Genomic DNA, 20207 nt, shown 5'->3' with positions numbered 1-20207 from the left:
ATTTTTTCCTTTAAAAATAAGTGACTATTGTTTAAGCGAAGCCGCCGTTAACACGCAATACTTGTGAATTTACCCAGGCACCATCGGGCCCGGCCAGAAAGGCGATGGCAGAGGCAATTTCGGCTGGGGTGCCTATGCGTTCCATCGGTGCCATCTTGGCGATGTTGCTGACCTGCTCTTCGGTCTTGCCATTGAAGAACAATTCCGTGCCGACCGGGCCAGGAGCCACTGCGTTAACGGTAATGTCACGCCCGCGCAATTCATTGGCCAGTACATGTACCAGACCTTCGACACCTGCCTTGCTGGCGATATACGGGCCATAGGCAGGAAAGGATTTGGCAATCACGCTGGTGGACAAAGCGATGATACGGCCGCCTTTTTCTACGTGCTGTGCCGCCTGCGCCAGCACTAAAAACGCGCCGCGCAAATTAGTGGCGATGACTTTGTCAAACGCATCCAGGTTGCTGCCATTGATGGTAGTCATGGTCATACTGCCAGCACTGTTGACGACCACGTCTACGCGCCCAAATACTTCTTTCGCCCTGGCAAACAATTGCGTCACGTCTTCGGGCTGGCTGATATCGCCCTGCACCGCTATCGCCTTGCCCCCGGCTGCCTGTATGGCGCTGACGGTTTCTTGCGCCTTGGCAGCATTGCCAGCGTAATTGACGACGATAGCAAAACCATCCGCTGCCAGACGCAGGGATATGGCCTGGCCTATGCCGCGTGAACCACCGGTGACGATGGCTGTCTTGGTTGCTCCCTTGGTTGCTTCCTTATTTATTTCTTTGTTCATGATTCTCTCCTTGATCCAGTTAGTCCAGGCTAGCTCGCCTGTCTGGAACACACTTTAACCATTCAACCCAACAAGATAAATACTGATACACTCAGAACATAATTCAACCCAGCTCAACAATCATGGACAAACTGGACACCCTGCAGCTATTCACCCGTATCGTTGAAACCGGCAGTTTCAGCCGGGCGGCGGATATGCTGGACGTGCCACGGGCCAGTGCCACTCATGCCATCAAGCAACTGGAAACCCGCCTGGGCACGCGCCTGCTGGAACGCACCACGCGCCAGGTGCGCACTACCCTCGACGGTCAGGCTTTTTATGAGCGCTGCGTGCATATCATCAGTGAACTTGATGATGCCGAAGCATCGATGCGGCATGTGGCCGCCAATCCGCGTGGGGTCTTGCGAATGGATATGCACGGCACCCATGCGACACAAGTGGTGCTGCCACGGATACATGAGTTTCGCGACCGTTATCCCGGCATAGAGCTGGTCGTCAGCAGTGGTGACCGCCTCGTCGATCTGGTGCGCGAAGGTGTGGATTGTGTGATACGCGGCGGCAACCCACGTGATTCAACTTTGGTAGCGCGCCGTCTGGCGATGATGCCGCAAGTGATTTGCGCCAGCCCGGCTTACCTGGCCAAGTTTGGCACACCGCATCATCCGGATGATTTAATGCTGCACCAGGCCGTCAGGTTCTTTTCCAGCACGACTGCGATAGACTATCCCATCGTGCTGAATATCGATGGTCAGGTAAAAGAATTTGATGTCAGCGGCTGGATGACAGTCAACGATGCCGAGAACTATGTCACCTGCGCTGAAAGCGGCTGCGGCCTGATACAACTACCCCGCTTCCATATCGCCGACGCCATGCACGATGGCCGTCTGGTAGAAGTGCTGGCCGACTGGCACAGCCCGCCCATGCCAATTACTGCGCTCTATCCCTACCGCCGCCAGTTATCGCCACGTGTGCGGGTGTTTGTGGACTGGTTGGTGGGTTTGTATGAGGAGAAGTTTGGGGTTTTGCAAGCATAACGATAATGCAGATTTCAGACCTTCAATTCGCATATTCTTAAAAGTGAAAAGATGATTTTTGGGATCTGTTCTGAATTGCCTGCAAACAGCATTTGAGATTATAGGTCGGGGGTAGCCCGACAGCTACTCACTTTTCTTGTCTCGCCAAGAAAAGGAAGTAGCCGCTGGTCTACCACCGGCCTGCAATCCTAAATACTGCTTACAGGTATTTAAAAGCAGGATTCAGCACCGCAAGTTGGGATACGTTTCATCAGCCCAACACTGTGCATTTAAAAGACGTATACGTTGGTTGAGGCCGAGTGTTGGGCTGATAACCCGTAGCCCAACCTACCAAGCGCGGCTCAACCTACGCGTTCAACCTACATGCCCTATACCGAACATATTCTGAACCCGGCATCAACTCAACAAATCACAACTCCACCATCACCTCAAAGCCGCCATAAATCATGCGCTTGCCGTCGCAGGGCATGGGGTTGGCTTCCTGGCTTAGGCGTGGGTCCGCCATGGCTTTTTCCCATCCGGTATTGCGCGCTTCTTTCGATGGCCAGGTCATCCAGGAAAAGACTACGGTTTCATCTTCCTTGCATTGCACGGCCAGTGGGAAAGAAGTCAGCTTGCCGGGTGGCACATCGTCGCCCCAGCATTCGACGATGCTGAGCACGCCGTATTCCTTGAAAACCGGTGAAGTTTTTTCCGAATACAGACGGTAGGCTTCACGGTTGGCATTGGGGACAGCGAGTACAAATCCATCGATGTATTTCATGGCAAAACTCCTGGTCTGGCGAGGGTTGTTGAGAGTATGGAGCTGATGGATTCCTGGGCTATCCACAGCTACAAAATGCGCAGCGGCATTTGTCGCTGTGGCTGAATTCTAGTCCAAAGTTTTCGACCGATGTTAAGTTTTTTTGACATCAGACGATCTGCATTTTTTACCGGACTTGCCCTGCGCAAATATCCTGTTAATCCCGTTCAAGCATCAGATCAGTCTGGTGCAAAACTGGTGCCAATACTGTACCAGCACTGACCTGGCATAGAACTGGCCCGGCTGATTCCCTTAACCTGATTCCTGATTCCCTTAACCTGATTCCTGATTCCCTTAACTTGATTCCTGATTCCCTTAACCCTCTATCCCGTCGCAACCCATGCGATGATGCGTGAGATAAAAAAATTTGGCGATTTTCAAAATTTGCGGCAAGATGATGCCTTGCGAATTTTGTCGTCTGTACCAAACCCACCGCGGGCGAATCAACACCACACAGCCCACCCCGATTTGAAAGAAACCCCATGCGTCTCGCCTACTCCACCTGGCCCGAAATCACGGCATTTCTGGCTGACTCCAAGACCGTCATCATTCCCATAGGCTCGAATGAGCAGCACGGCCCCATGGGCTTGCTTGGTACAGACTGGATGTGTCCTGAGATCATCGCCACCGCTGCCGAAAAAGTCGCCCGGCAAAACGGCCAGGCCATGATGCTGGCACCGACCTTCAACATCGGCATGGCGCAGCATCACCTGGGGTTTGCCGGTACGATTTCGCTGCGGCCTTCGACCTTCATGGCAGCGATTGAGGACTGGGTCTTGTCGCTGGCGCGCCATGGTTTCGACCACATTTATTTTTTGAACGGCCACGGCGGCAATATCGCCACCATCGAAGCGGCTTTCTCGCAAATTTATTCGCACTACTCGTACAACAACAAAACCTGCCCACTGACACTGAAACTGAAAAACTGGTGGGACTTGCCCGGCGTCATCACGCTGTGCAACCAGATGTTCCCGGTGGGCCATGGCTCGCATGCGACGCCATCAGAAATTGCCGTCACCTATGCGGCTTACCCGGATCAGGTACGCCAGGTAGAGCTGACACCAAAAATCCCGCCGACTGGCCCTATCCTTGATGCCCTCGATTACCGCGCCCGTTTCCCGGATGGCCGCATTGGTGCCGACTCCAGTCTGGCGACGATAGAGCTGGGGCAGCAGATCATCGATACTGCCGTGGCGGGATTATTGAGCGATATCAAGCTGTTTAGTGCAGAACAAAAACCTGCCTGACAGCTGTCACATTGATTCACAAAGCTGCTGAAAAAATCATCAACATTTCCGCACGGAAATCTGGTATTGTTTTCCTCGTGGCTGAGTGCTGATGGAAAAAGTGTGGTCTTTGCATTGCAAAACCTGCCTGCAAAGCCTACTCTGGATTCGTTGTTGCCTAATGTCAAAAATTTGATCAAACACTTGGTCAAAAATTTGATCAAAACGCCTGGTCACGCATAAAAACACCTACCGGAGACATCATGAGACACTTTTTCAAAAGCATCTTCCTGGCTTTATCCTTGTCCCTGCTAGCTCAGGGCGCAGCGTTCGCTGCTGAACATGCCACAGCACAAGAAGCGACTGACATGATCAAAAAAGTCATCGCCTACTATAAAGCCAATGGCCCTGAAAAAACCTATGCCGCAGTCAACGACCCAAAAGGGCAATTCATCTACAAGGATTTGTATGTGTTTGCCGGCACGGTCAAACCCGGCGGCGTGACCCTGGCCCATGGCGGCAACTCTAAATTGCTGGGCAAACCCCTGGGTGAATTGCGTGATGGCGATGGCGTTTTCTTCGTCAAGAAAATCAATGAAGTGGCGGGTAGCAAAGAAGGCAAAGGCTGGGTTGACTACAAATGGCCAAATCCTGTGACCAAGGCGCTGGAACAAAAAAGTACCTATGTAGAACGGGTAGACGAGATTTATTTTGCCTGCGGCATCTATAAATAAAAGACAGCAGCACCGTTTTTATCTTGCCGATGTTCTGCTTTTGTTCTGTTTTGCATTTGCGTCGTGTTTGTATTACCAAGCTTCCTGCTGCCAGACTGGTCGTGATATTTTGCGGCGCGACCAGTCGCAGCAATCAAATCCCCTTCGCTGTGTGATGGTAAAATATGGCCCGGCCAAGCCACGGCCCGATTGTTTGTGTTCTTTTACCTCTCTGTTCCATCCTGATCTGCACGCGCTTTGACTGCGTATATCCAGTCCAGATTTACGGGACATATTTACCCTCAATTTTTTTACCATTTATTTTTATGCCATATATCGGAGCAGGTTTTCATTTTCTCATCGCCCTGTTTTTTGCAGTACACGCAATGCGTAACAGACGCGAGATGTACTGGCTGATGATTTTATTCATGTTCCCCTTGCTGGGCAGCGTAGTGTATTTCTTTGCGATCTATCTGCCGGAGTCACGTCTGGAGCGCGGCATGCGCAAGACCGTGATCGCTGCCGCTAAAAGCTTGAATCCTGGCCGCGAACTGCGTGAAGCGCAGCAAGCCTTTGATCTGGTGCCGACAGCACAAAACCAGATGCGTCTGGCAAATGCCTATCTGGATGCCGGTGATACTGCCAAGGCAGTGCAACAATATGACATCTGCCTGCAAGGGCCTTTTGCCAGTGACGCCGTCATCCGTATGAATGCCGCAGAAGCAAAGATCCTGCATGGACAAGCTGATGAGGCCATCACTTTGCTCGAGGCAGTACGCAAAGACCAGCCCAATCACAGGCCAGAACAGCAAGCGCTGTTGCTGGGCAAAGCCTATGCCAGCGCCAGCCGCCAGCAAGAAGCTGGCGCTACCTTTGCCGACGCCGTAGCCCGCTTTGGCAGCATGGACACCCGTGTTGAATATGCAGTCTGGGCCTTGCAGGCAGGTGAGCAAGGTATCGCCGATGCGCAATACGCAGAAATCCAGCAAAACATGAGACACTGGAACAGCGATACCAAAGCCATGAACCGCGACCTGGTCAAGCGCCTCAACAGCGCTTTTGCTGGTCGCAAATGATGGGTGTCAGGTACGCCGTGCGCACCATTTTTAAAAATACGATTGCTGTTTATCAAAAACCGCTCGCACGGCGCAACCTGCCAGACTACTCACCTCAATAAAATTACACTGACAGCCAGCATCAGCATGACCCACACCAGCCTGCTGCGGCCTGTGATGAGGCTGAGTGCGATCAGTGCAACGCCAAAGGCCAGTGGATAAACACTGTGCAGATTGGCTGAGAATATGGCGCATAAAAAGAGCTGGAAGGCTGCGCTGAATATTTTGCCGTAACGGCGACCGTTGACTTTACTTTGCTCTGCGATGGTGTAGTTGTTTGCGTCTTCATTGCTGGCGGCTTTTTGCTCTCTGGCCTCTTTAGCGCCAGATGCAGCAGCTTTCTTTTCTTCTTTCGCGGCTTGCTTGACAGCCTTCTTCTCTTCCGCCACTTGCTGTGCCGTTTGCTCCAGAACAGGTGCGGCGGCTTCCTGCACCTGCCACCAGTCGAGGCCGTTTGCTCTTTGCGGCGTCTTGCCGCTGGCAACTTGCTGGCGTAGCGTTGGTCTTGCGGTGCGTGCAGGTGAAGATGCTTGTGCTGCGTGTTGCGCACGCAATGTCTTGATGCGTTGCAGCCATGGCTTGCCTTTTATCGGGTTGACCATGCAGACATAGCGGGCATAACCTTCCAGCGCACCCAGCACATCGGTATTGCCGTTCCAGTGGTAACCAGCCGGGCCATTCTTTTCTACCTGGTGCAAGGTGGCGCGGAAGCGGTGCAGGGTCTTGGCATCGATAGTCGGGCTATGATTGACGACGATGCCGGTGACCTCCTGCTTTTGACTGTGCCGCATGATGTGCTGCTTGTCGGGATGCAGGGTGAAACCTTCATCAGCGATGATTTGCTTGACGCGCCACAGGAGTTTGCCAACAGGTGGGCGTTCTTTTTGCTTGCTGGAAAACGTCAGGTCATCGGCATAACGGGTGTACACAAAACCCAGCTTGGTCGCTGCGGCATGCAGGCGTTTATCGAGGGTGTGGCACAAGATATTCGTGATCATGGGGCTGGATGGCGCGCCTTGTGGCAGGCTGCGTTTTTTACCCGCGACAAAATATTTTTGCTTGTCTACCCGTACTTCTTCTGTCGCCTGTTCAGTACACAGCAAACCCAGCAGGGTCGCAATCTGGTCGCCATAACCCAGGGATTTGAACACGCCTTTGACGCGTGGATATTCTATGCTGGGAAAAAAATCTTTCAAATCCAGATTGATGACCACGGCTTGCCCCACATGCGGCAAGGCATTGCTGAGGATGGAATGTTGCGGCAAGAAACCATGTGCAGCAGGATGGCAAGGCACCTTGGCAAGGATATGATCCAGCACCCAATACTGGCAACGCTTGAGGCGCGGCATGGGGGCAGAGATAAAACGCTGGCCGCCGGTCTTTTTGGGAATCGCGAAGCGTTGATAGTGGCTGACCTGGCTGACCTTGCGCTGGAAACTCATGAAGCGTAATTCCGCCAGCGGTATGCCGATCGCGGTTGCCAGGTCCAGGGACTTTTGCAGTGCAGGTAATTGATAACGGGCCAGCTTGTCCGTGTTCGTGCTGGTGTAGTTCAAGCCCGTGGAAACGCCTTCACCCAGATAGCCAATATCGTTCTTGCGTTTTTCTTGCCAGGCCAGTGCCCTGGCGTGCCGCAATTGTGCATGCTTTTGTTTGGTCAGTTCGCGTTTTTCTTTGGCTGCCGCCATGCGTTGCTTGCGCATGTCGCGCAGGGCAGCCTTGGGGTCCTGGACACGGCGTAACTGGGCCGTCAAGTCATTCAACTCTTTACTGAGCTCTGCTTCACGCGTGATGAGTTCGTCGGTCACAGATGGCTTGCCACTGTCGGCAGGCCAGAAGCCAAGACGGCGCATCTCTTGCAAGACCACGGCATCTTTGGTGGTCGTGCGCAGGTGGGCATACAATTCATCGCGCGTCATCTGTGACAAGGGTTTGTCAGATGCGCTCTGTGCAGACGGTTGCTGTTGTTGTGTCATGACGCTGGTCTCTGTTTTCTTTTTGCCCGCTGATATCAACAAAATATCAGCAAGTACAAAAAGAATTCACGTTTTCCAAATAAACCAAAAACGGTGAGCCAGACAAAAGAAGGGAAAGCGGCAGGAAGCTCATCGAAGAGCCTTCAGACTGAGAGGCTCCACTCGACGCCGGAAACGACTACCGGCGTGATGGGGTTCACGGAATCCACATCGTCATCACGCCGGTAGTCGTTTCCGGCACAGTGAAGAGAAACTCAGTGATGCATAGCTAAGCAAAAAACATGGATGGCGATACACCATCCGGATTGCAAGAGCCTTCCTGCCTGCACTTATTCTAATGTCCTGCTCACCTCCTGTAAATAACTACGATGTAAAAACTTGTAATCAACAACTCACTTGCTATTGGCCACTTGCCTGATCGCCAGCATATGCTCACAAGGCCCGCGGAACATGCGGTTGCGCACGTAGTAATCGCAACTGCAATTGCCGTCCACCAGTCTGTCATCATTGTCCAGCCTGATCATGGTCTTGCTGAGTTTCTTGGTGTTCGTGATACTGGCGCTGACGCTGGCTTTCCATTCGATGCCACCACCGGCTACACGGGCAGACTGCAAATCGAGCAAGAGGTTTTTGTGTACGAGCTGCGCGGCCAGAGCTTCACGTTCGCTGGCGAAGCGCAGGCTGGCGACATTGATGGGTTCGCGCACCAGATCGCGCCAGCGGGCTACCTGATCAACGGCGTCATACACCACGCGGCCTGCCTGCATGAGGCCGGTCAGGGCAGATGCCACGAGCTTGCTGTCGAGCTGTAATTGCTGTGCCAGGCTGGCGGTGCTGGCTGACCATTGAGACGACAAGGCATGTGCCACGGCTTGTGCCGTCGTGTCATCAACATCAAGACGCGGTGCCAGCAAATCAAATTGCCCGGCACGTGACCAGTCATTGGCTGTCCAGCCGGATAATCCGAGTGTGTAATCCATGTCAGGCAGATGGGCGATCCAGAAGCTGGGCAAACCTGTGCCCATGAGCATGACGCTGAACTTGTCGGCAACAGCAATCAGGCGTTCCAGCGTCAGCAAGCGGCGACGCCCCCATATCCTGACCTCGGCTGCTTCTTTGCCGGTGAAGACAGAACGCTGGCACACTAGCTTGATGCCCCAGGGCTCAAACAGCATGGTGATGGGCTGGCCTGGCTCAAGGATGAAACGTATCGAGCGTGGCCCTACCCGCTCAGTCTTGCGGCGCAGGATGTGGCAGATGCTGTGCACATCCATGGGGTGCAGCTCCAGCTTGTGGGCAGGCATGGACATGGCAGTGCTGACTTGCAAGAAGCCGCGCATCCAGCTGTCAGGCAAATCTATCTTGGCTTCATGGTATTGCTCATCATGGCCGGTCTGCACTTTGAAACCATCTGACTGGATTTCAAAGCGGGTTTCTTTATAGGCGCGTATCTTCTGGAATTCATCATACAGGGCTGACGAATAATCGATATTCGTAGTACCGCAGGCAAATTCACCCAGATGCTTGAAGACATTGTGGCGGCAACTCAGGCTGGCATAAGTCGATTCATCACGGCTGAAGCATTCAAAGAAAACCTTATCGGGATGCACGGTGATGACAGGGTCAAGCACTATCCACATGTCGCGGTTTTCTTTGTACAGGTAATCAAAGTATTCTCGCTGCGCCTTGTAGAAAGGCTGCATGAGACTATACTTTTGATTCTGCACCTTGGTGAGTTCTGCACGCAAGGGCGTGATTTTTTCACGCAGTTCTTTTTCTTGCGCCATGAAATCTGCCAGCAAGCTGGCTTCATTTTCTGCCAGCCAGGCGAAGTAGGCTGTCCTGTCCTTGGGCTGGGTGCGCAGGTCAGACACCACCACATCATGCATGGCACTGATGGCTTCGCGGTAAGCCAGCGCCAGCGTGGGTTGCAGGGTGGCCGCAAAATACGTGGGTGTACGCAAAGTATCCGGCGCAAACTGCATATTGGTGGCAGTAGCGCTGTCATTCACCTGGCTATTGCCAAAATAGCGGTATTCAAACTTCATACAGACTCCGCAGAAATAGTGGCTGCATCCTTGTGCAAGCGTGGGGCAACAAGTTGCATGGGCCAGTCATTTGATTCAGCCAGTGCCGGATATGCAGCCTGCAATTGCGTCAAACCCAGGATGTATTGCGCCTTGTCCTGTATCGCCACGGTCAATACCTGACGCGTGAAAATCTGGGCAACAAATTGCGCATGGTCTGCGGACAGCAAACCCTGGTCCTGCAAGAAGCGGATCACGCGGTTCTTGACCGTGCGCGCCTTGTTCACATGCGACAGCACACTGAGGAAGTAAGGACGCAGTTGTTGAAGATGCTGAAGTGCTGCCTGTATATCAGCATATGTCTGCACACCTTGTTCCAGCCACTGGCTGACAAATAACTGCATGTTGGCTGATGGATGCTGGGCGAGGCTCAATACATATTCGGCGGCATCTTCCACGCGGAAGTGACGGGTGATCAATTGCCTGCCCAGTCTTTGTATCGCAGCTTGCTGATGGTCGCACAAGGCCAGCAACTGACTCAGCGACCATTCCTCAGCACTGATATGGCGGGCAAAATAATCTGCCGCAAAAGAACGGGTTTCTGGCCAGCGGGTATCAAGTATGCGCAGTGCATCATTGAGGTTTGCACGCACCTCAGGCACATGCTGGCTGAAGTAATGTTGGGCACGCAGCCGCACTTGCAAGATGGTGTGCCTGCCCAGCAGAGCCCATTGCAAAACTGACAGACTGGTAGCCAATGCACCATTCACCTGTATCAGCAACATGGCACCCAGTTCCTGCGCCCCCTTGCTGCGTGCCTGCAACAGACGCCATTGCATATCCACAGGCTGGGCCAGTGTCGCCGCCTGCAAAGGGCCACTGCACCAGTTGATGATGTCAGCATGCACACTCTCTTCACCATCGGCATTATCACTACGGAAAATGACGTCGATAAAGTGTGCCAACAGCTTTTCGGCAAAGACGGTGTCATTAGCGAGTTGCGTAATCACCGGCGTCATGGCTGCCCGCACACGCGCATCCAATGCTGTTGCCAGCGTGGCGACGAGATCAGGTTGCTGGCGCAATACATCGGCGGGCAAGGCAGCAAACAAACGGCTGCCCAGGCTTTGCCTGCCGGGGTCTGCATCCTGCAATAAATCCCTTAGTGTCAGCGGTGAGACATGGGCGATGCCTGCCGGATGGGCCAACAAGATATCTGTCGCGAGTGCCTGCTGCCAGAAGTTGGTCGCCTGCAGCAAATCACACCAGACAGCAATATCCTGGTCCGGCAATTGTGCGACCTGCCCGGCCAGCACATTCTGGATCAGCCATTGCAAGTCATCGCGCAGGGCATCGACCTGGCTTGCGGCCATGGTAGTCTGTCTGGCCCAGATGGACAAACGACTCAGGACGACCTGGCGTGTAGCAGCAGTCGTACCATGTGCCAGCAAGCGGCAGGTTTCACGCACGCGTTGTGACGGACTGGTGATCATCGCCACGATCAAGCCTGCTTCTTGCGCATACAGGTCTGGGGTTTTACTGATAAAGCCAAGCGCAAATTCAGCAGCAGGCGCATAGTCTGTTGCCAGCAAGATCATCAACCAGTCAAGGCTTGGCACTTGTTCGGCAAAGCGTTGTTTGACGACGCTGAAAGCAAATTCCCTGGTCGGCAGGTAAGCGCTTTGCAGCAAGCCTTGCAATTGTTCCAGGCTTAGCTGCTGGCAGTACGCCTGGTTATCCACCAGCGCGCGTGCGGCAAACACATGCACGCCGTGGCACTGGCTGTGCTGCATCAGGTAGAGCAATTTTTCTGGTGCGGCATCCCATAGTTCAGGGAAGGCTTCCTGCCGTTTTGTGCGAGGCGGGTAATCGAGATTATCTGTCGTCGCTGGTATCCACCACTTGAGTGCAGTGCGGCTGGTCTTGACTTCGCTATCATGCTGGTGCACAAGCTGGTTGAATACCATCCAGCTGGCATAGGGAGAGAGGTAACGCAGTTCTGTCGTGTAAGAACGGCTCTGGTAATTCCAGTTAACCAATCTTTGCATGTGCGCCTTTTCTGCATGCGTATCATCGCAGGCGAGCAATACACCGGTTGCCATGCTGGTGAAATCGGCACTTTCCAGCTCACCCAGACGGCGCAGTGTGCGCCAGGTACGACGGCGCAGGTAATCGCGGGTCAGGCTGGAATAGGCGACCCTGGTATTCGGTTTTTTGACTTCATCGGCATAGCTGACGTAACGCCTTTCCAGATACACATAGCTGGTATTGGAACTGAGCAAAAACAGCGGCCAGGCTTTTTCAAAGCGCTGGTGCAGAATGCCAAACATCTCAGCGTCAGCCCTGAATTCTGCAGTCTTGTACAGATGGCGGAAGGCGCGGAATACCAGCAAATTCACAGGCAGGTTGCGCAACTGTTGCAACAGCAAAGGCCGCGCCAATGGCGAGATACTGGCCTGGCCTATCATGTCCAGTTGCTCCAGCCAGTCATCATGACGCCAGTCCTTCCAGGCTTTGGCTGACAGCAAGGCCAGCAAGACTTCATCCATGCCTTTTTGCAAGTCTGCCGCCTGCTGCGCTTTTTGCCAGGCAGTTTGCAAATCAGTTGGCCACTGCACGAGCAAACCCTGCGCATATTGCTGCGCTTCTTCTGTTGTTGCCAATGCCAGCCAGGCTTGCCGCGCCATGTGCTTGACATGCGCATCTTTGGAGCGCTGGCTCAGCTCAAGCATGGCCTGTTTGGCACCGGCATCACCGCAACGGCCTATGGCATAGGCGATGCAGTAATCGAGCATGGCATCGGCACTGCCCAATAATTCGACCAGGCGTGGCACGGCAGCAGGCAGGCGACGCTCGGCTATGCGCCAGACGGTACGCGTGCGCTCTGCCCGCGACATGCCAGACCAGGCACGTGCTTGCAAACGATCAAGCAGGATTTTTTCTTGTCCAGATACCGACGCTGGCTTGCTGATTTTTTGCACCAGGGTTTGCGAAGAATGGCCCCATTGCATGGCATCGCCTTTGGCTTCATCCTGCGTTGCTGGCGTTGCTGGAGTGGCTGATGTAATTGGAATAGCTGGTGGTGCAGACATATCTGCAAAGCCCTGTTCCAGTTTGCTGGCCAGCACCTGTGCATACAGAGTTTCTGCCTGCCCCAGGGTGACAGGGAAAGGTGTCCTGGTGCTTTCCTGCCATTCGGCATCGGGATGGCCTTCACGCACATTAACCAGGTATAAAGGGACTGACCCTTCACTCTGAGGCGCCTCAGACAACTCGATTTCGCAATGCCGCTCTGTGGGCTGCATGCGCACCAGCTTCACCAATTTAATCATGCCCTGCATAGCCATGCTCCGGAAAATGTCGCCAGCCGGAATCGTAAACCTGGTTCAGCATTTCCGGCATCATAAAGCGAAGCATTATGACATCGTTTATATTGCAGGCAATACATACTTACGTTTAGCTACAAAGATGATTTTTCGCTTTTTACACTATGTAATATGCATACAAAATGCACATGCTAGAATGAGTTAAAAGATATCAAAACACCACACAATACTCTTTCCACGAGGAACTTATGCACTATCGTCTGATCAGCCGCAATGAACAAAAAGAAATCGTCAAATCCACCGAAGCAGGTGATGATTTTATGGCCGCAGTCAGCCAGGGTGCGCATTTGCGCCATGAACTGAATGCCGCATATCAAGTCGACCTGATCTCTGTCACCCATGACGGGGAAGAGCACAAACTGGTACAACTCGGCGGATTCATCTGAAGCCGCGCATGAGCCATCAGGATACCGTATTGATTTTGCAGGGCGGCGGCGCCCTGGGTGCCTATCAGGCGGGTGTGTACCAGCAATTGCATGAAGCACAAACGCCACTGGACTGGATCATAGGCACATCCATCGGTGCCATCAACAGCGCACTGATTGCGGGCAATCCACCGGAGACGCGCATCGCCCAATTGCGTGCCTTCTGGGATAGCCTGGCACCCGATGCTGTCAGCCGTGGCAGTTTCTGGCCGACCTTCTCGCCATGGATGAATCTCACCAATAACCTTAATACCCTCAATGCCATTACCCAGGGCGTGAATGGTTTTTTCAAACCACGTTTTGGTGCCGCCTGGGATATCAATGCCAGGGTACCGATAGAAGAAGCCGGTTTTTACGACACATCTCCCCTCAAGGCCACGCTGGAAAAATATGTGGACTTTGATTACCTCAACGATGGCCCGATACGCGTCAGCATTTGCGCCGTCGATATCGACAGCGGCCAGGGCGTGGTGTTTGACAGCAAGCGCGGGCGTCTGGGGCCAGAACACATCATGGCCAGCGGTGCCCTGCCACCCGGTTTTGCACCGGTAAAGATAGGCGAGCGTGCCTATTGGGACGGTGGCGTGTATTCCAATACACCGCTCGATGTCTTCCTGGATGAAGAGAGAAAAGAAGATGCCCTGTGCTTCATGATTGATCTGTGGGACCCGTCAGAGACCCGGCCAGAGTCAATCTCTGCGGCCATGACGCGCTATAAAAGCATACAGTATGCTAGCCGCTCGGCAGAACAGTTATTGATCTACCAGCGCATACAAGACCTGCAGCGTGCCATACGCACACTGACCGAACACCTGCCTGCAGCAGAGCGTAAAAAAGAAGAATTGAAACCGCTGATGGCCATGGGGTGTGATCACACCATCAATGTCGTCCACCTCATCATGAAGGCGCTGCCTGACGACAATTATTTCAAGGATGTAGATTTCAGCATGGCCACCGTGGAAGCCCGCTGGGCCGCCGGCATCCACGATTGCAAACGCGCATTGCGCCACAAGTCATGGCAAAAACCGTTGCCACCGCATGCGGGGCTGGTGATCCACGAATTGCCGCAGGAGTAAATTGATTGATTGTTTGAATAATTTGAATAAACAGATGATGCTTCTTCACACTCGCAAAGGAGTCACACATGTCTGCAAGCAATCGCACTACCTGGGATTTTCTGGCTGATACATATTGGTATGTGACTTACCCTGATCTGCCAGCTTTGCAGTTCTCAGCGGACGACAATGTATTGAGCTGGACGGGTGACCAGACCGTCTGGCATATCTCAGGCTACAAGAACGGTTATTTTTGGGGTGTATCGTCGGCCCTGATGTTTGACCCGGAATCAAGCGGCAGGACGGGGGCACCGCAACAGCGCAGCCTGGTGGGTACAGTAACCGCGAATGGACAGGTGCAAATCAGTTTTATCGGCAATAACCGCTTGCAGGAAACCGTTACCGGTTTTGGTCATATGAGCAAACTCGAAGGGCAATGGGTATTCCAGATGCAGATGACAACATCATCTGGCAACCCGACCCTGCATTGGGCCAACATGATGCAAACCACGGAGGCTGATCCAAGCTGGGAAAATTTACCGGGTGTGAATTGCTCAGTGCCAGACATGCTGGAAGGTGCCAGCTATCCGCAATTTGATGATGCTTAAATATCCCTGCCCCATTTGCAGTGGCAGGGATAAATCTTACACCGTACGCTTGCGCAAATGATGCAGGGCCAGTGCCAGTTGTGTGCCGACGACCGCATTGTTCTTGACCAGCGCGATATTGGTTTCCAGGCTGCGGCCTTCTGTCATTTGCTTGATACGGTTCAGCAAGAAAGGCGTGATGGCTTTGCCTGTAATGTCCATCTCATCAGCCAGCTTCAGCGCCTGCCGGGTGATGCTTTCGATTTCTTCTTTGGGCATGGCAGATTCAACCGGCACCGGGTTGGCAATGACGATGCCGCCGTTTAATCCCAGGTTCCATTTGGCATGGATAAACTCGGCCTGTTGTTCTGCCGTGTCGAGCTGGAAATCTGCCTTGTAGCCGCTGTCAGCGGTAAAGAAAGCCGGGAAGGATGGCTGGCCTACGCTGACGACGGGTACGCCATGGGTCTCAAGATATTCCAGCGTCAGGCCGATGTCGAGTATGGATTTGGCACCGGCACAGACCACGGCAACCGAGGTGCGTGCCAGCTCTTGCAAGTCGGCAGAAATGTCGAAGCTGGTTTCAGCACCACGGTGCACACCACCTATGCCGCCGGTGACAAACACTTCTATGCCTGCCAGTGCAGCGCAGATCATGGTGGCGGCAACAGTGGTTGCACCGAGTTTGTTATTGGTCAGTGCAAAGGCCAGGTCACGACGGCTGACTTTCATGGCGTCGGGCGAGTTGCCCAGCAGTTCCAGTTCTTCGTCATTCAGGCCTATATGGATTTTGCCATTCATGATGGCGATGGTGGCAGGCACAGCACCACCATCACGGATGATTTGTTCGAGCTCACGCGCAGTCTGCACGTTTTGCGGATAAGGCATGCCGTGTGAGATGATGGTGGATTCCAGCGCCACCACGGGCTTGGCCGCCAGGCGGGCAGCGCGGACTTCATCGGATAAGACCAGGTAAGATTGCATGATGTTTCCTTTTTTTTGAATATGGAATGAGTCCATATTTGTCACGTACTAAGCTTCTTCAAAAATAGTCGGGCTGATCGTTGCTGCCACTGTCGCATCGCTTTCCAGCGTCAGTTTGGCCAGCTTCAAGCCATATTCACAGGCCAGGCCCAGATCATCTGGCTGGCGGCATAAAGACCATGCTACACCAGCGGCAAAGGCATCACCTGCACCTGTGGCATCGCGCACGCTGGTTGCTGGCGCGGGCATATGCTGCATGCCATGTTCCGCAGCGCTGGTGGTAAAAGTCACGCCTGCCATTCCCTTGGTGACGATAATGTCCTGCACGCCACGCTGCTGTAGTTGTTTGCAAGCAGCGTCCAGTTCTGCCTGGTTTTGTATGCTGCGTCCAACTGCGGCTGCGAGTTCGCCCTGGTTCAATAACAGCAGGCGCAAGCCATGCAAATCCTGCGGCAGGCGCGCCATCTTGGGTTCAGACACGGCCACCGCCATCAGGGGCATCGCCTGTTGATGCGCTTCTTGCAATAATAAGCCTATGCTATCTGTCGGTAAATTCAAGTCGATGATGGTAAACGCAGCATGGCCGCGCTGGGTCTGGCGGCTGTGCAGGTAATCTGGCGTCAGGGCATCACAGCATTCCATATGCGCCAATGCCAGCACCATATCCCCCTCATCATTGAGCAAGGCAGTATAGCTGCCGCTGTGCATGCCCGTTGCCTGCAGGCTGGCTTTGACATCAATGCCGACGGATTGCGCATGGTCGAGCATGCTGCGCCCGGCAGCGTCGTCACCGACTGCGCACAACAGGCGTGTTGGCATGCCCAGGCGTGCCAGATTCTCGGCAATATTGCGGGCAACACCACCAAAGGCCTCATGCTGGCTGACGGGATTCGAGGTACCCATCTGCACCGGCCCCAGGGTACGCAATTTGCGGTCTATATTCGCCCCGCCTATGCATACAACAGGACGCTGGTCAGGCAAGACATAGGCACGGCCCAGCAGACGTTTTTCGCGTATCAGGGCCGCAATATGCCCGGCCACGGCAGAACGTGACAGACCCAACTGGTCAGCCAGTTCTTGCTGGGAGATAAAAGGCTGGGCTGCGATGAGCTGGTAGAGCTGCTCTTTTTTACTCAGTGCAATAGACATAAAGGTGAAATGCAAATCAAAAAGATTACAAACAATTGTTCTCAACAATAAACAATTGTACATTTCAAGTCAACAACTGTTTGCATCCGTCTGAGATCACCTGGGCTGGAAAGTATCAATAAAATAACAATAATTAACATTAAATATAATCTTTTTATAATTTTAGATAAAAAAATGATAACCTCGCAGATGCAGATACTTGTTGCTGTGCGAGTACCTCTGCAAACCCCGCAATGCATTATTGAAATAAATCATCAGCTTTTAGCACTCGCACATCAAAACAAAATCCAACGAGAGGGAAACCATGAACACGTATGATCGCAAGCAGCGCAAGCCTGCCCACGCAGTGAAACTGACTACCTGCATTTCTTTGCTAGCTACGGCTTGCCTTGGCCCGCTGGCACAGGCGCAAATCCTGCCGTCTGATGCCAAACCAACCTGTACTACCGCTACCCCCGCCAGCCCCGGAGGACCAGCGCCGACACCATTCGCGCAATGGTTTGAACCAGCCGGCGTGCAGCTTAATGGTCTGGTCAAGGCTGCTGATAGTGTGAATTTCCCTGATGCATCGGCGTGCAGCTTTTACCAATGGTCGGAACAGATGTTTTTATGGCTGACCTCACCCACACCCAAGGGGCTTTCCGGTGGCGACTATATCTTCTCTTCTTCGGCTTTCTACGGTGTATCGCCATTGGTCGGCAAAACGCGAAGCTTCATACCGCAACTGACTAAACAGGCGATGAATTTCAGCCCTTTGTTGCAGCAATTGGGGCCGAATAATTTGCCTGTGGCATTTGATAAATCAGGCAAACTGTTTGAAGTCCTGCCACCCAAACTGGCCCCCAATGGCAAGGCCACCACGCTCAACAAGGCTGGCAAAACAGTAGAAGTAGATCATGTTGAGGTTGGTGCGGCTGGCAAGGTCAATCTGCTGACCAAGGCTGGCAAGCAGATTGAGACTGATCTGGTAGCAAACCTGCGGGCACGCCTGCCAAAAAAGCAAACTGCCCTGCTGACTGCGGCAAGTACAGACGGCAATATCGTGCAAAGCTTCAAGAACGGTGCCAAGGGCGGCCTGATTTTCCTGGACGCAGCTGGTAACCAGGTCGACATGACCATAGGCCAGGCGGGTGGCAGCAATGTGCTGGTCGCACAAAACGGCTCGCTGGTGTATTACTCGATTGCAGCCAATGATTTGTTTGCCTACTTCCTGACGCAAAGAAAACCAAATGCACCAGCAGACCTGAAGTATCCGACTACCGCACAAGAATTGGCCGACGTGGTTGCCTATGCGAAGAAAATGGGCCTGCGCGACCTGGCTGCACCAGAAGCACTGGCAGTTGAAGTCAAGCTGGCATGGATAGAAACCACGGGTTTTGACGAAGCGACCAAAAAGAAATTCATCATCATTGATGCGGAAGTACCTGACATCAGCATCAACCAGCCAGCGTCGCTGAAACAGGGAACAGTCAAAAACAAAAAAACCAAACTGGCGCTGGTTGGCGTACATGTGGTCGGTAGCGCAAAGGGTAATCCAGAGTTGATCTGGGCGAGCTTTGAGCACATGGACAATACGCCCAATGCCGAATACAAATACATCGATGTCAATGGCGCAGAAAAACTGGTGCCGCAAAACACCAAGGGCAAATGGCTATTCAGCCAGGACGGCGCAAGCGGTCCTTTCAACCAGGCCCTGTACAAGGCATCCGGCAATACCATCACCTGCAACGACACAAGCGTGAAACCTTGCGTTGTCAAACCCAATGACACCATACGCTGGAAACCCTGGGGAGCTGCCGCTGACCAGAACCCGCGCCAAGCTGACCCTACGCACGCTGGCCCGGTTATCACCCCGCCTGAATCCAACACTGACCTGTTATCCATCAACAGTAGCGTCATTTCACAACTGGCAGCTGGTGATGTACGCAAGAATTACCTGATGATAGGCTCAACCTGGACCACCGGTGGGCGCGCCCCGGATTCAGACAAACCACCAGCCACGGCAATCAACCAGGTGGGCACCAGCAGGCTGGCCAATACCACTATGGAAACCGTGCATCAGGGCTCCAACATCAACTGGGCAGGCGGTACCAATTGCTTTAGCTGCCACAAGAGCAATACTGTCACCGTTAGTCATATCTGGCCTGATCTGAATCCTTTGCCAAAAACTTTGTTGAAGACCAAAACCAAGTAAAAACCAGGCAAGCTGATTAAGCCAACAGTAGTTACCAACAAAAAAACCGCAGACTTTAAAGGTCTGCGGTTTTTTCTTTCTTGATCTATTTCGCTTTGATCTATTTCAACCCCGCCAGCCACACCAGCTTGCTTTGACAGTGCAGGCATTCTGAGATTTGTACTTCACTTTGTATTACCGGTATCGCCAATATAGGTCAAATAAACTGCTCCGTATGTTCGTCAGCGTACGGATGCACCGCTTTATTGCGCGCATGCTGTGTCTGCATTGCGATATCTGTGCTGGCGCTGCCTGCATGTAGGTGGGTGTCAGCATCGCTCCTGAAGCTATTGTAATTTCCGAATGTTAATCATTTTTTTTAATCACCTAAGGCACCCCATGAAATTTTCCATACTCATTTTGACACTCGCTGGCGTAATGGCAACAAGTGCCTGTGACCGTCAACCTGCGCAAGTTGCTGTGCCGGTTGCAGTTCCAGTACCGGTCGCTGTCCCTGGCCCTGCTGGTGCACCCGGTGCCACTGGCGCTACTGGTGCCACTGGCGCAACAGGCACGCCTGCTTCTGTAGGTGCCACTGGCCCCGCAGGTGCTGATGGCATGCAAGGCGCAACGGGTGAAAAAGGTGCGCCAGGCTATGACGGCCAAAAAGGTAAAACGGGCGAACCCGGCAAACCAGGCGACACTATCGTCGTCTTGCCACAGAAGTAAATCCGCAGGCAAGCATGTGCTCGTCTTTGC

16 protein-coding genes are annotated in these 20207 nt (G+C 53.2%); 9 read left to right on the top strand and 7 right to left on the bottom strand.

The features are described from left to right. Window positions 1-31: 31 nt before the first annotated feature. The gene (locus AC3WQT_RS17480; RefSeq protein WP_492705525.1) at window positions 32-796 is read right to left on the bottom strand and encodes an SDR family oxidoreductase; all 765 of its coding nucleotides are present in this window, start codon (window positions 794-796) and stop codon (window positions 32-34) included. A 122-nt stretch (window positions 797-918) separates the two neighbouring features. On the opposite strand from AC3WQT_RS17480, the gene AC3WQT_RS17475 reads away from it, so the two are divergent. Further along, the gene (locus AC3WQT_RS17475) at window positions 919-1830 is read left to right on the top strand and encodes a LysR family transcriptional regulator (RefSeq protein WP_492705523.1); all 912 of its coding nucleotides are present in this window, start codon (window positions 919-921) and stop codon (window positions 1828-1830) included. A 409-nt stretch (window positions 1831-2239) separates the two neighbouring features. Here AC3WQT_RS17475 and AC3WQT_RS17470 read toward each other — a convergent pair whose 3' ends face one another. Further along, window positions 2240-2593, bottom strand: coding sequence for a DUF1428 domain-containing protein (locus AC3WQT_RS17470; RefSeq protein WP_492705521.1), 354 nt, complete (start codon window positions 2591-2593; stop codon window positions 2240-2242). A gap of 521 nt (window positions 2594-3114) precedes the next feature. On the opposite strand from AC3WQT_RS17470, the gene AC3WQT_RS17465 reads away from it, so the two are divergent. The 3 genes from AC3WQT_RS17465 (at window position 3115) to AC3WQT_RS17455 (ending at window position 5647) form a co-directional block, all read left to right on the top strand. Then, complete coding sequence (locus AC3WQT_RS17465) at window positions 3115-3879, top strand: creatininase family protein (RefSeq protein ID WP_492705519.1); 765 nt, start codon at window positions 3115-3117, stop codon at window positions 3877-3879. Between the two features lie 242 nt (window positions 3880-4121). Then, the gene (locus AC3WQT_RS17460) at window positions 4122-4592 is read left to right on the top strand and encodes a cache domain-containing protein (protein ID WP_492705518.1); all 471 of its coding nucleotides are present in this window, start codon (window positions 4122-4124) and stop codon (window positions 4590-4592) included. 365 nt (window positions 4593-4957) lie between these two features. Then, a complete protein-coding gene (locus tag AC3WQT_RS17455; protein WP_492705517.1) occupies window positions 4958-5647 on the top strand; it encodes a tetratricopeptide repeat protein in 690 nt (229 codons plus the stop codon). A gap of 89 nt (window positions 5648-5736) precedes the next feature. On the opposite strand, the gene AC3WQT_RS17450 is transcribed toward AC3WQT_RS17455, so the two are convergent. From AC3WQT_RS17450 to AC3WQT_RS17440, 3 genes are all read right to left on the bottom strand, one after another. Further along, on the bottom strand, window positions 5737-7662 hold the full coding sequence (locus AC3WQT_RS17450) for a reverse transcriptase family protein (RefSeq protein WP_492705515.1): 1926 nt from the start codon (window positions 7660-7662) through the stop codon (window positions 5737-5739). A 392-nt stretch (window positions 7663-8054) separates the two neighbouring features. Beyond that, window positions 8055-9710, bottom strand: coding sequence for an SWIM zinc finger family protein (locus AC3WQT_RS17445; RefSeq protein WP_492705513.1), 1656 nt, complete (start codon window positions 9708-9710; stop codon window positions 8055-8057). Next, window positions 9707-13021 (bottom strand): hypothetical protein, encoded by a 3315-nt coding sequence (locus AC3WQT_RS17440; protein ID WP_492705511.1) that lies wholly within the window; start codon window positions 13019-13021, stop codon window positions 9707-9709. The genes AC3WQT_RS17445 and AC3WQT_RS17440 overlap by 4 nt, the downstream gene beginning before the upstream one ends. 242 nt (window positions 13022-13263) lie before the next feature. Between AC3WQT_RS17440 and AC3WQT_RS17435 the strand changes: the two genes are divergently transcribed. From AC3WQT_RS17435 to AC3WQT_RS17425, 3 genes are all read left to right on the top strand, one after another. Next, window positions 13264-13461 carry a hypothetical protein gene (locus AC3WQT_RS17435; protein WP_492705509.1) on the top strand — a complete coding sequence of 66 codons (198 nt, stop codon included), beginning with the start codon at window positions 13264-13266 and terminating at the stop codon, window positions 13459-13461. A gap of 8 nt (window positions 13462-13469) precedes the next feature. Then, the gene (locus AC3WQT_RS17430; RefSeq protein ID WP_492705508.1) at window positions 13470-14576 is read left to right on the top strand and encodes a patatin-like phospholipase family protein; all 1107 of its coding nucleotides are present in this window, start codon (window positions 13470-13472) and stop codon (window positions 14574-14576) included. A gap of 68 nt (window positions 14577-14644) precedes the next feature. Continuing rightward, window positions 14645-15163 (top strand): hypothetical protein, encoded by a 519-nt coding sequence (locus AC3WQT_RS17425; protein WP_492705506.1) that lies wholly within the window; start codon window positions 14645-14647, stop codon window positions 15161-15163. 36 nt (window positions 15164-15199) lie between these two features. Here the strand turns inward: AC3WQT_RS17425 and AC3WQT_RS17420 are convergent, their stop codons facing one another. Further along, complete coding sequence (locus tag AC3WQT_RS17420) at window positions 15200-16126, bottom strand: pseudouridine-5'-phosphate glycosidase (protein ID WP_492705505.1); 927 nt, start codon at window positions 16124-16126, stop codon at window positions 15200-15202. A gap of 48 nt (window positions 16127-16174) precedes the next feature. Next, on the bottom strand, window positions 16175-17275 hold the full coding sequence (locus AC3WQT_RS17415) for a PfkB family carbohydrate kinase (RefSeq protein WP_492705504.1): 1101 nt from the start codon (window positions 17273-17275) through the stop codon (window positions 16175-16177). Between the two features lie 304 nt (window positions 17276-17579). On the opposite strand from AC3WQT_RS17415, the gene AC3WQT_RS17410 reads away from it, so the two are divergent. Beyond that, entirely contained in the window at window positions 17580-19469 is a 1890-nt protein-coding gene (locus AC3WQT_RS17410) for a hypothetical protein (protein ID WP_492705502.1), read from the top strand. A 378-nt stretch (window positions 19470-19847) separates the two neighbouring features. Beyond that, entirely contained in the window at window positions 19848-20177 is a 330-nt protein-coding gene (locus AC3WQT_RS17405) for a collagen-like protein (RefSeq protein WP_492705500.1), read from the top strand. The last annotated feature ends 30 nt before the right edge of the window (window positions 20178-20207 follow it).

Source organism: Undibacterium sp. FW305-107 (genome assembly GCF_058788535.1).
Note: the sequence above shows the minus strand (reverse complement) of the source record. Positions and strands in the feature narration are given on the sequence as shown.

What these genes read in the sequence shown, in the direction of transcription:
- AC3WQT_RS17480 (WP_492705525.1), bottom strand. Translation starts at nt 796, where the DNA reads ATGAACAAAGAAATAAATAAGGAAGCAACCAAGGGAGCAACCAAGACA.
- AC3WQT_RS17475 (WP_492705523.1), top strand. Translation starts at nt 919, where the DNA reads ATGGACAAACTGGACACCCTGCAGCTATTCACCCGTATCGTTGAAACC.
- AC3WQT_RS17470 (WP_492705521.1), bottom strand. Translation starts at nt 2,593, where the DNA reads ATGAAATACATCGATGGATTTGTACTCGCTGTCCCCAATGCCAACCGT.
- AC3WQT_RS17465 (WP_492705519.1), top strand. Translation starts at nt 3,115, where the DNA reads ATGCGTCTCGCCTACTCCACCTGGCCCGAAATCACGGCATTTCTGGCT.
- AC3WQT_RS17460 (WP_492705518.1), top strand. Translation starts at nt 4,122, where the DNA reads ATGAGACACTTTTTCAAAAGCATCTTCCTGGCTTTATCCTTGTCCCTG.
- AC3WQT_RS17455 (WP_492705517.1), top strand. Translation starts at nt 4,958, where the DNA reads ATGCGTAACAGACGCGAGATGTACTGGCTGATGATTTTATTCATGTTC.
- AC3WQT_RS17450 (WP_492705515.1), bottom strand. Translation starts at nt 7,662, where the DNA reads ATGACACAACAACAGCAACCGTCTGCACAGAGCGCATCTGACAAACCC.
- AC3WQT_RS17445 (WP_492705513.1), bottom strand. Translation starts at nt 9,710, where the DNA reads ATGAAGTTTGAATACCGCTATTTTGGCAATAGCCAGGTGAATGACAGC.
- AC3WQT_RS17440 (WP_492705511.1), bottom strand. Translation starts at nt 13,021, where the DNA reads ATGATTAAATTGGTGAAGCTGGTGCGCATGCAGCCCACAGAGCGGCAT.
- AC3WQT_RS17435 (WP_492705509.1), top strand. Translation starts at nt 13,264, where the DNA reads ATGCACTATCGTCTGATCAGCCGCAATGAACAAAAAGAAATCGTCAAA.
- AC3WQT_RS17430 (WP_492705508.1), top strand. Translation starts at nt 13,470, where the DNA reads ATGAGCCATCAGGATACCGTATTGATTTTGCAGGGCGGCGGCGCCCTG.
- AC3WQT_RS17425 (WP_492705506.1), top strand. Translation starts at nt 14,645, where the DNA reads ATGTCTGCAAGCAATCGCACTACCTGGGATTTTCTGGCTGATACATAT.
- AC3WQT_RS17420 (WP_492705505.1), bottom strand. Translation starts at nt 16,126, where the DNA reads ATGCAATCTTACCTGGTCTTATCCGATGAAGTCCGCGCTGCCCGCCTG.
- AC3WQT_RS17415 (WP_492705504.1), bottom strand. Translation starts at nt 17,275, where the DNA reads ATGTCTATTGCACTGAGTAAAAAAGAGCAGCTCTACCAGCTCATCGCA.
- AC3WQT_RS17410 (WP_492705502.1), top strand. Translation starts at nt 17,580, where the DNA reads ATGAACACGTATGATCGCAAGCAGCGCAAGCCTGCCCACGCAGTGAAA.
- AC3WQT_RS17405 (WP_492705500.1), top strand. Translation starts at nt 19,848, where the DNA reads ATGAAATTTTCCATACTCATTTTGACACTCGCTGGCGTAATGGCAACA.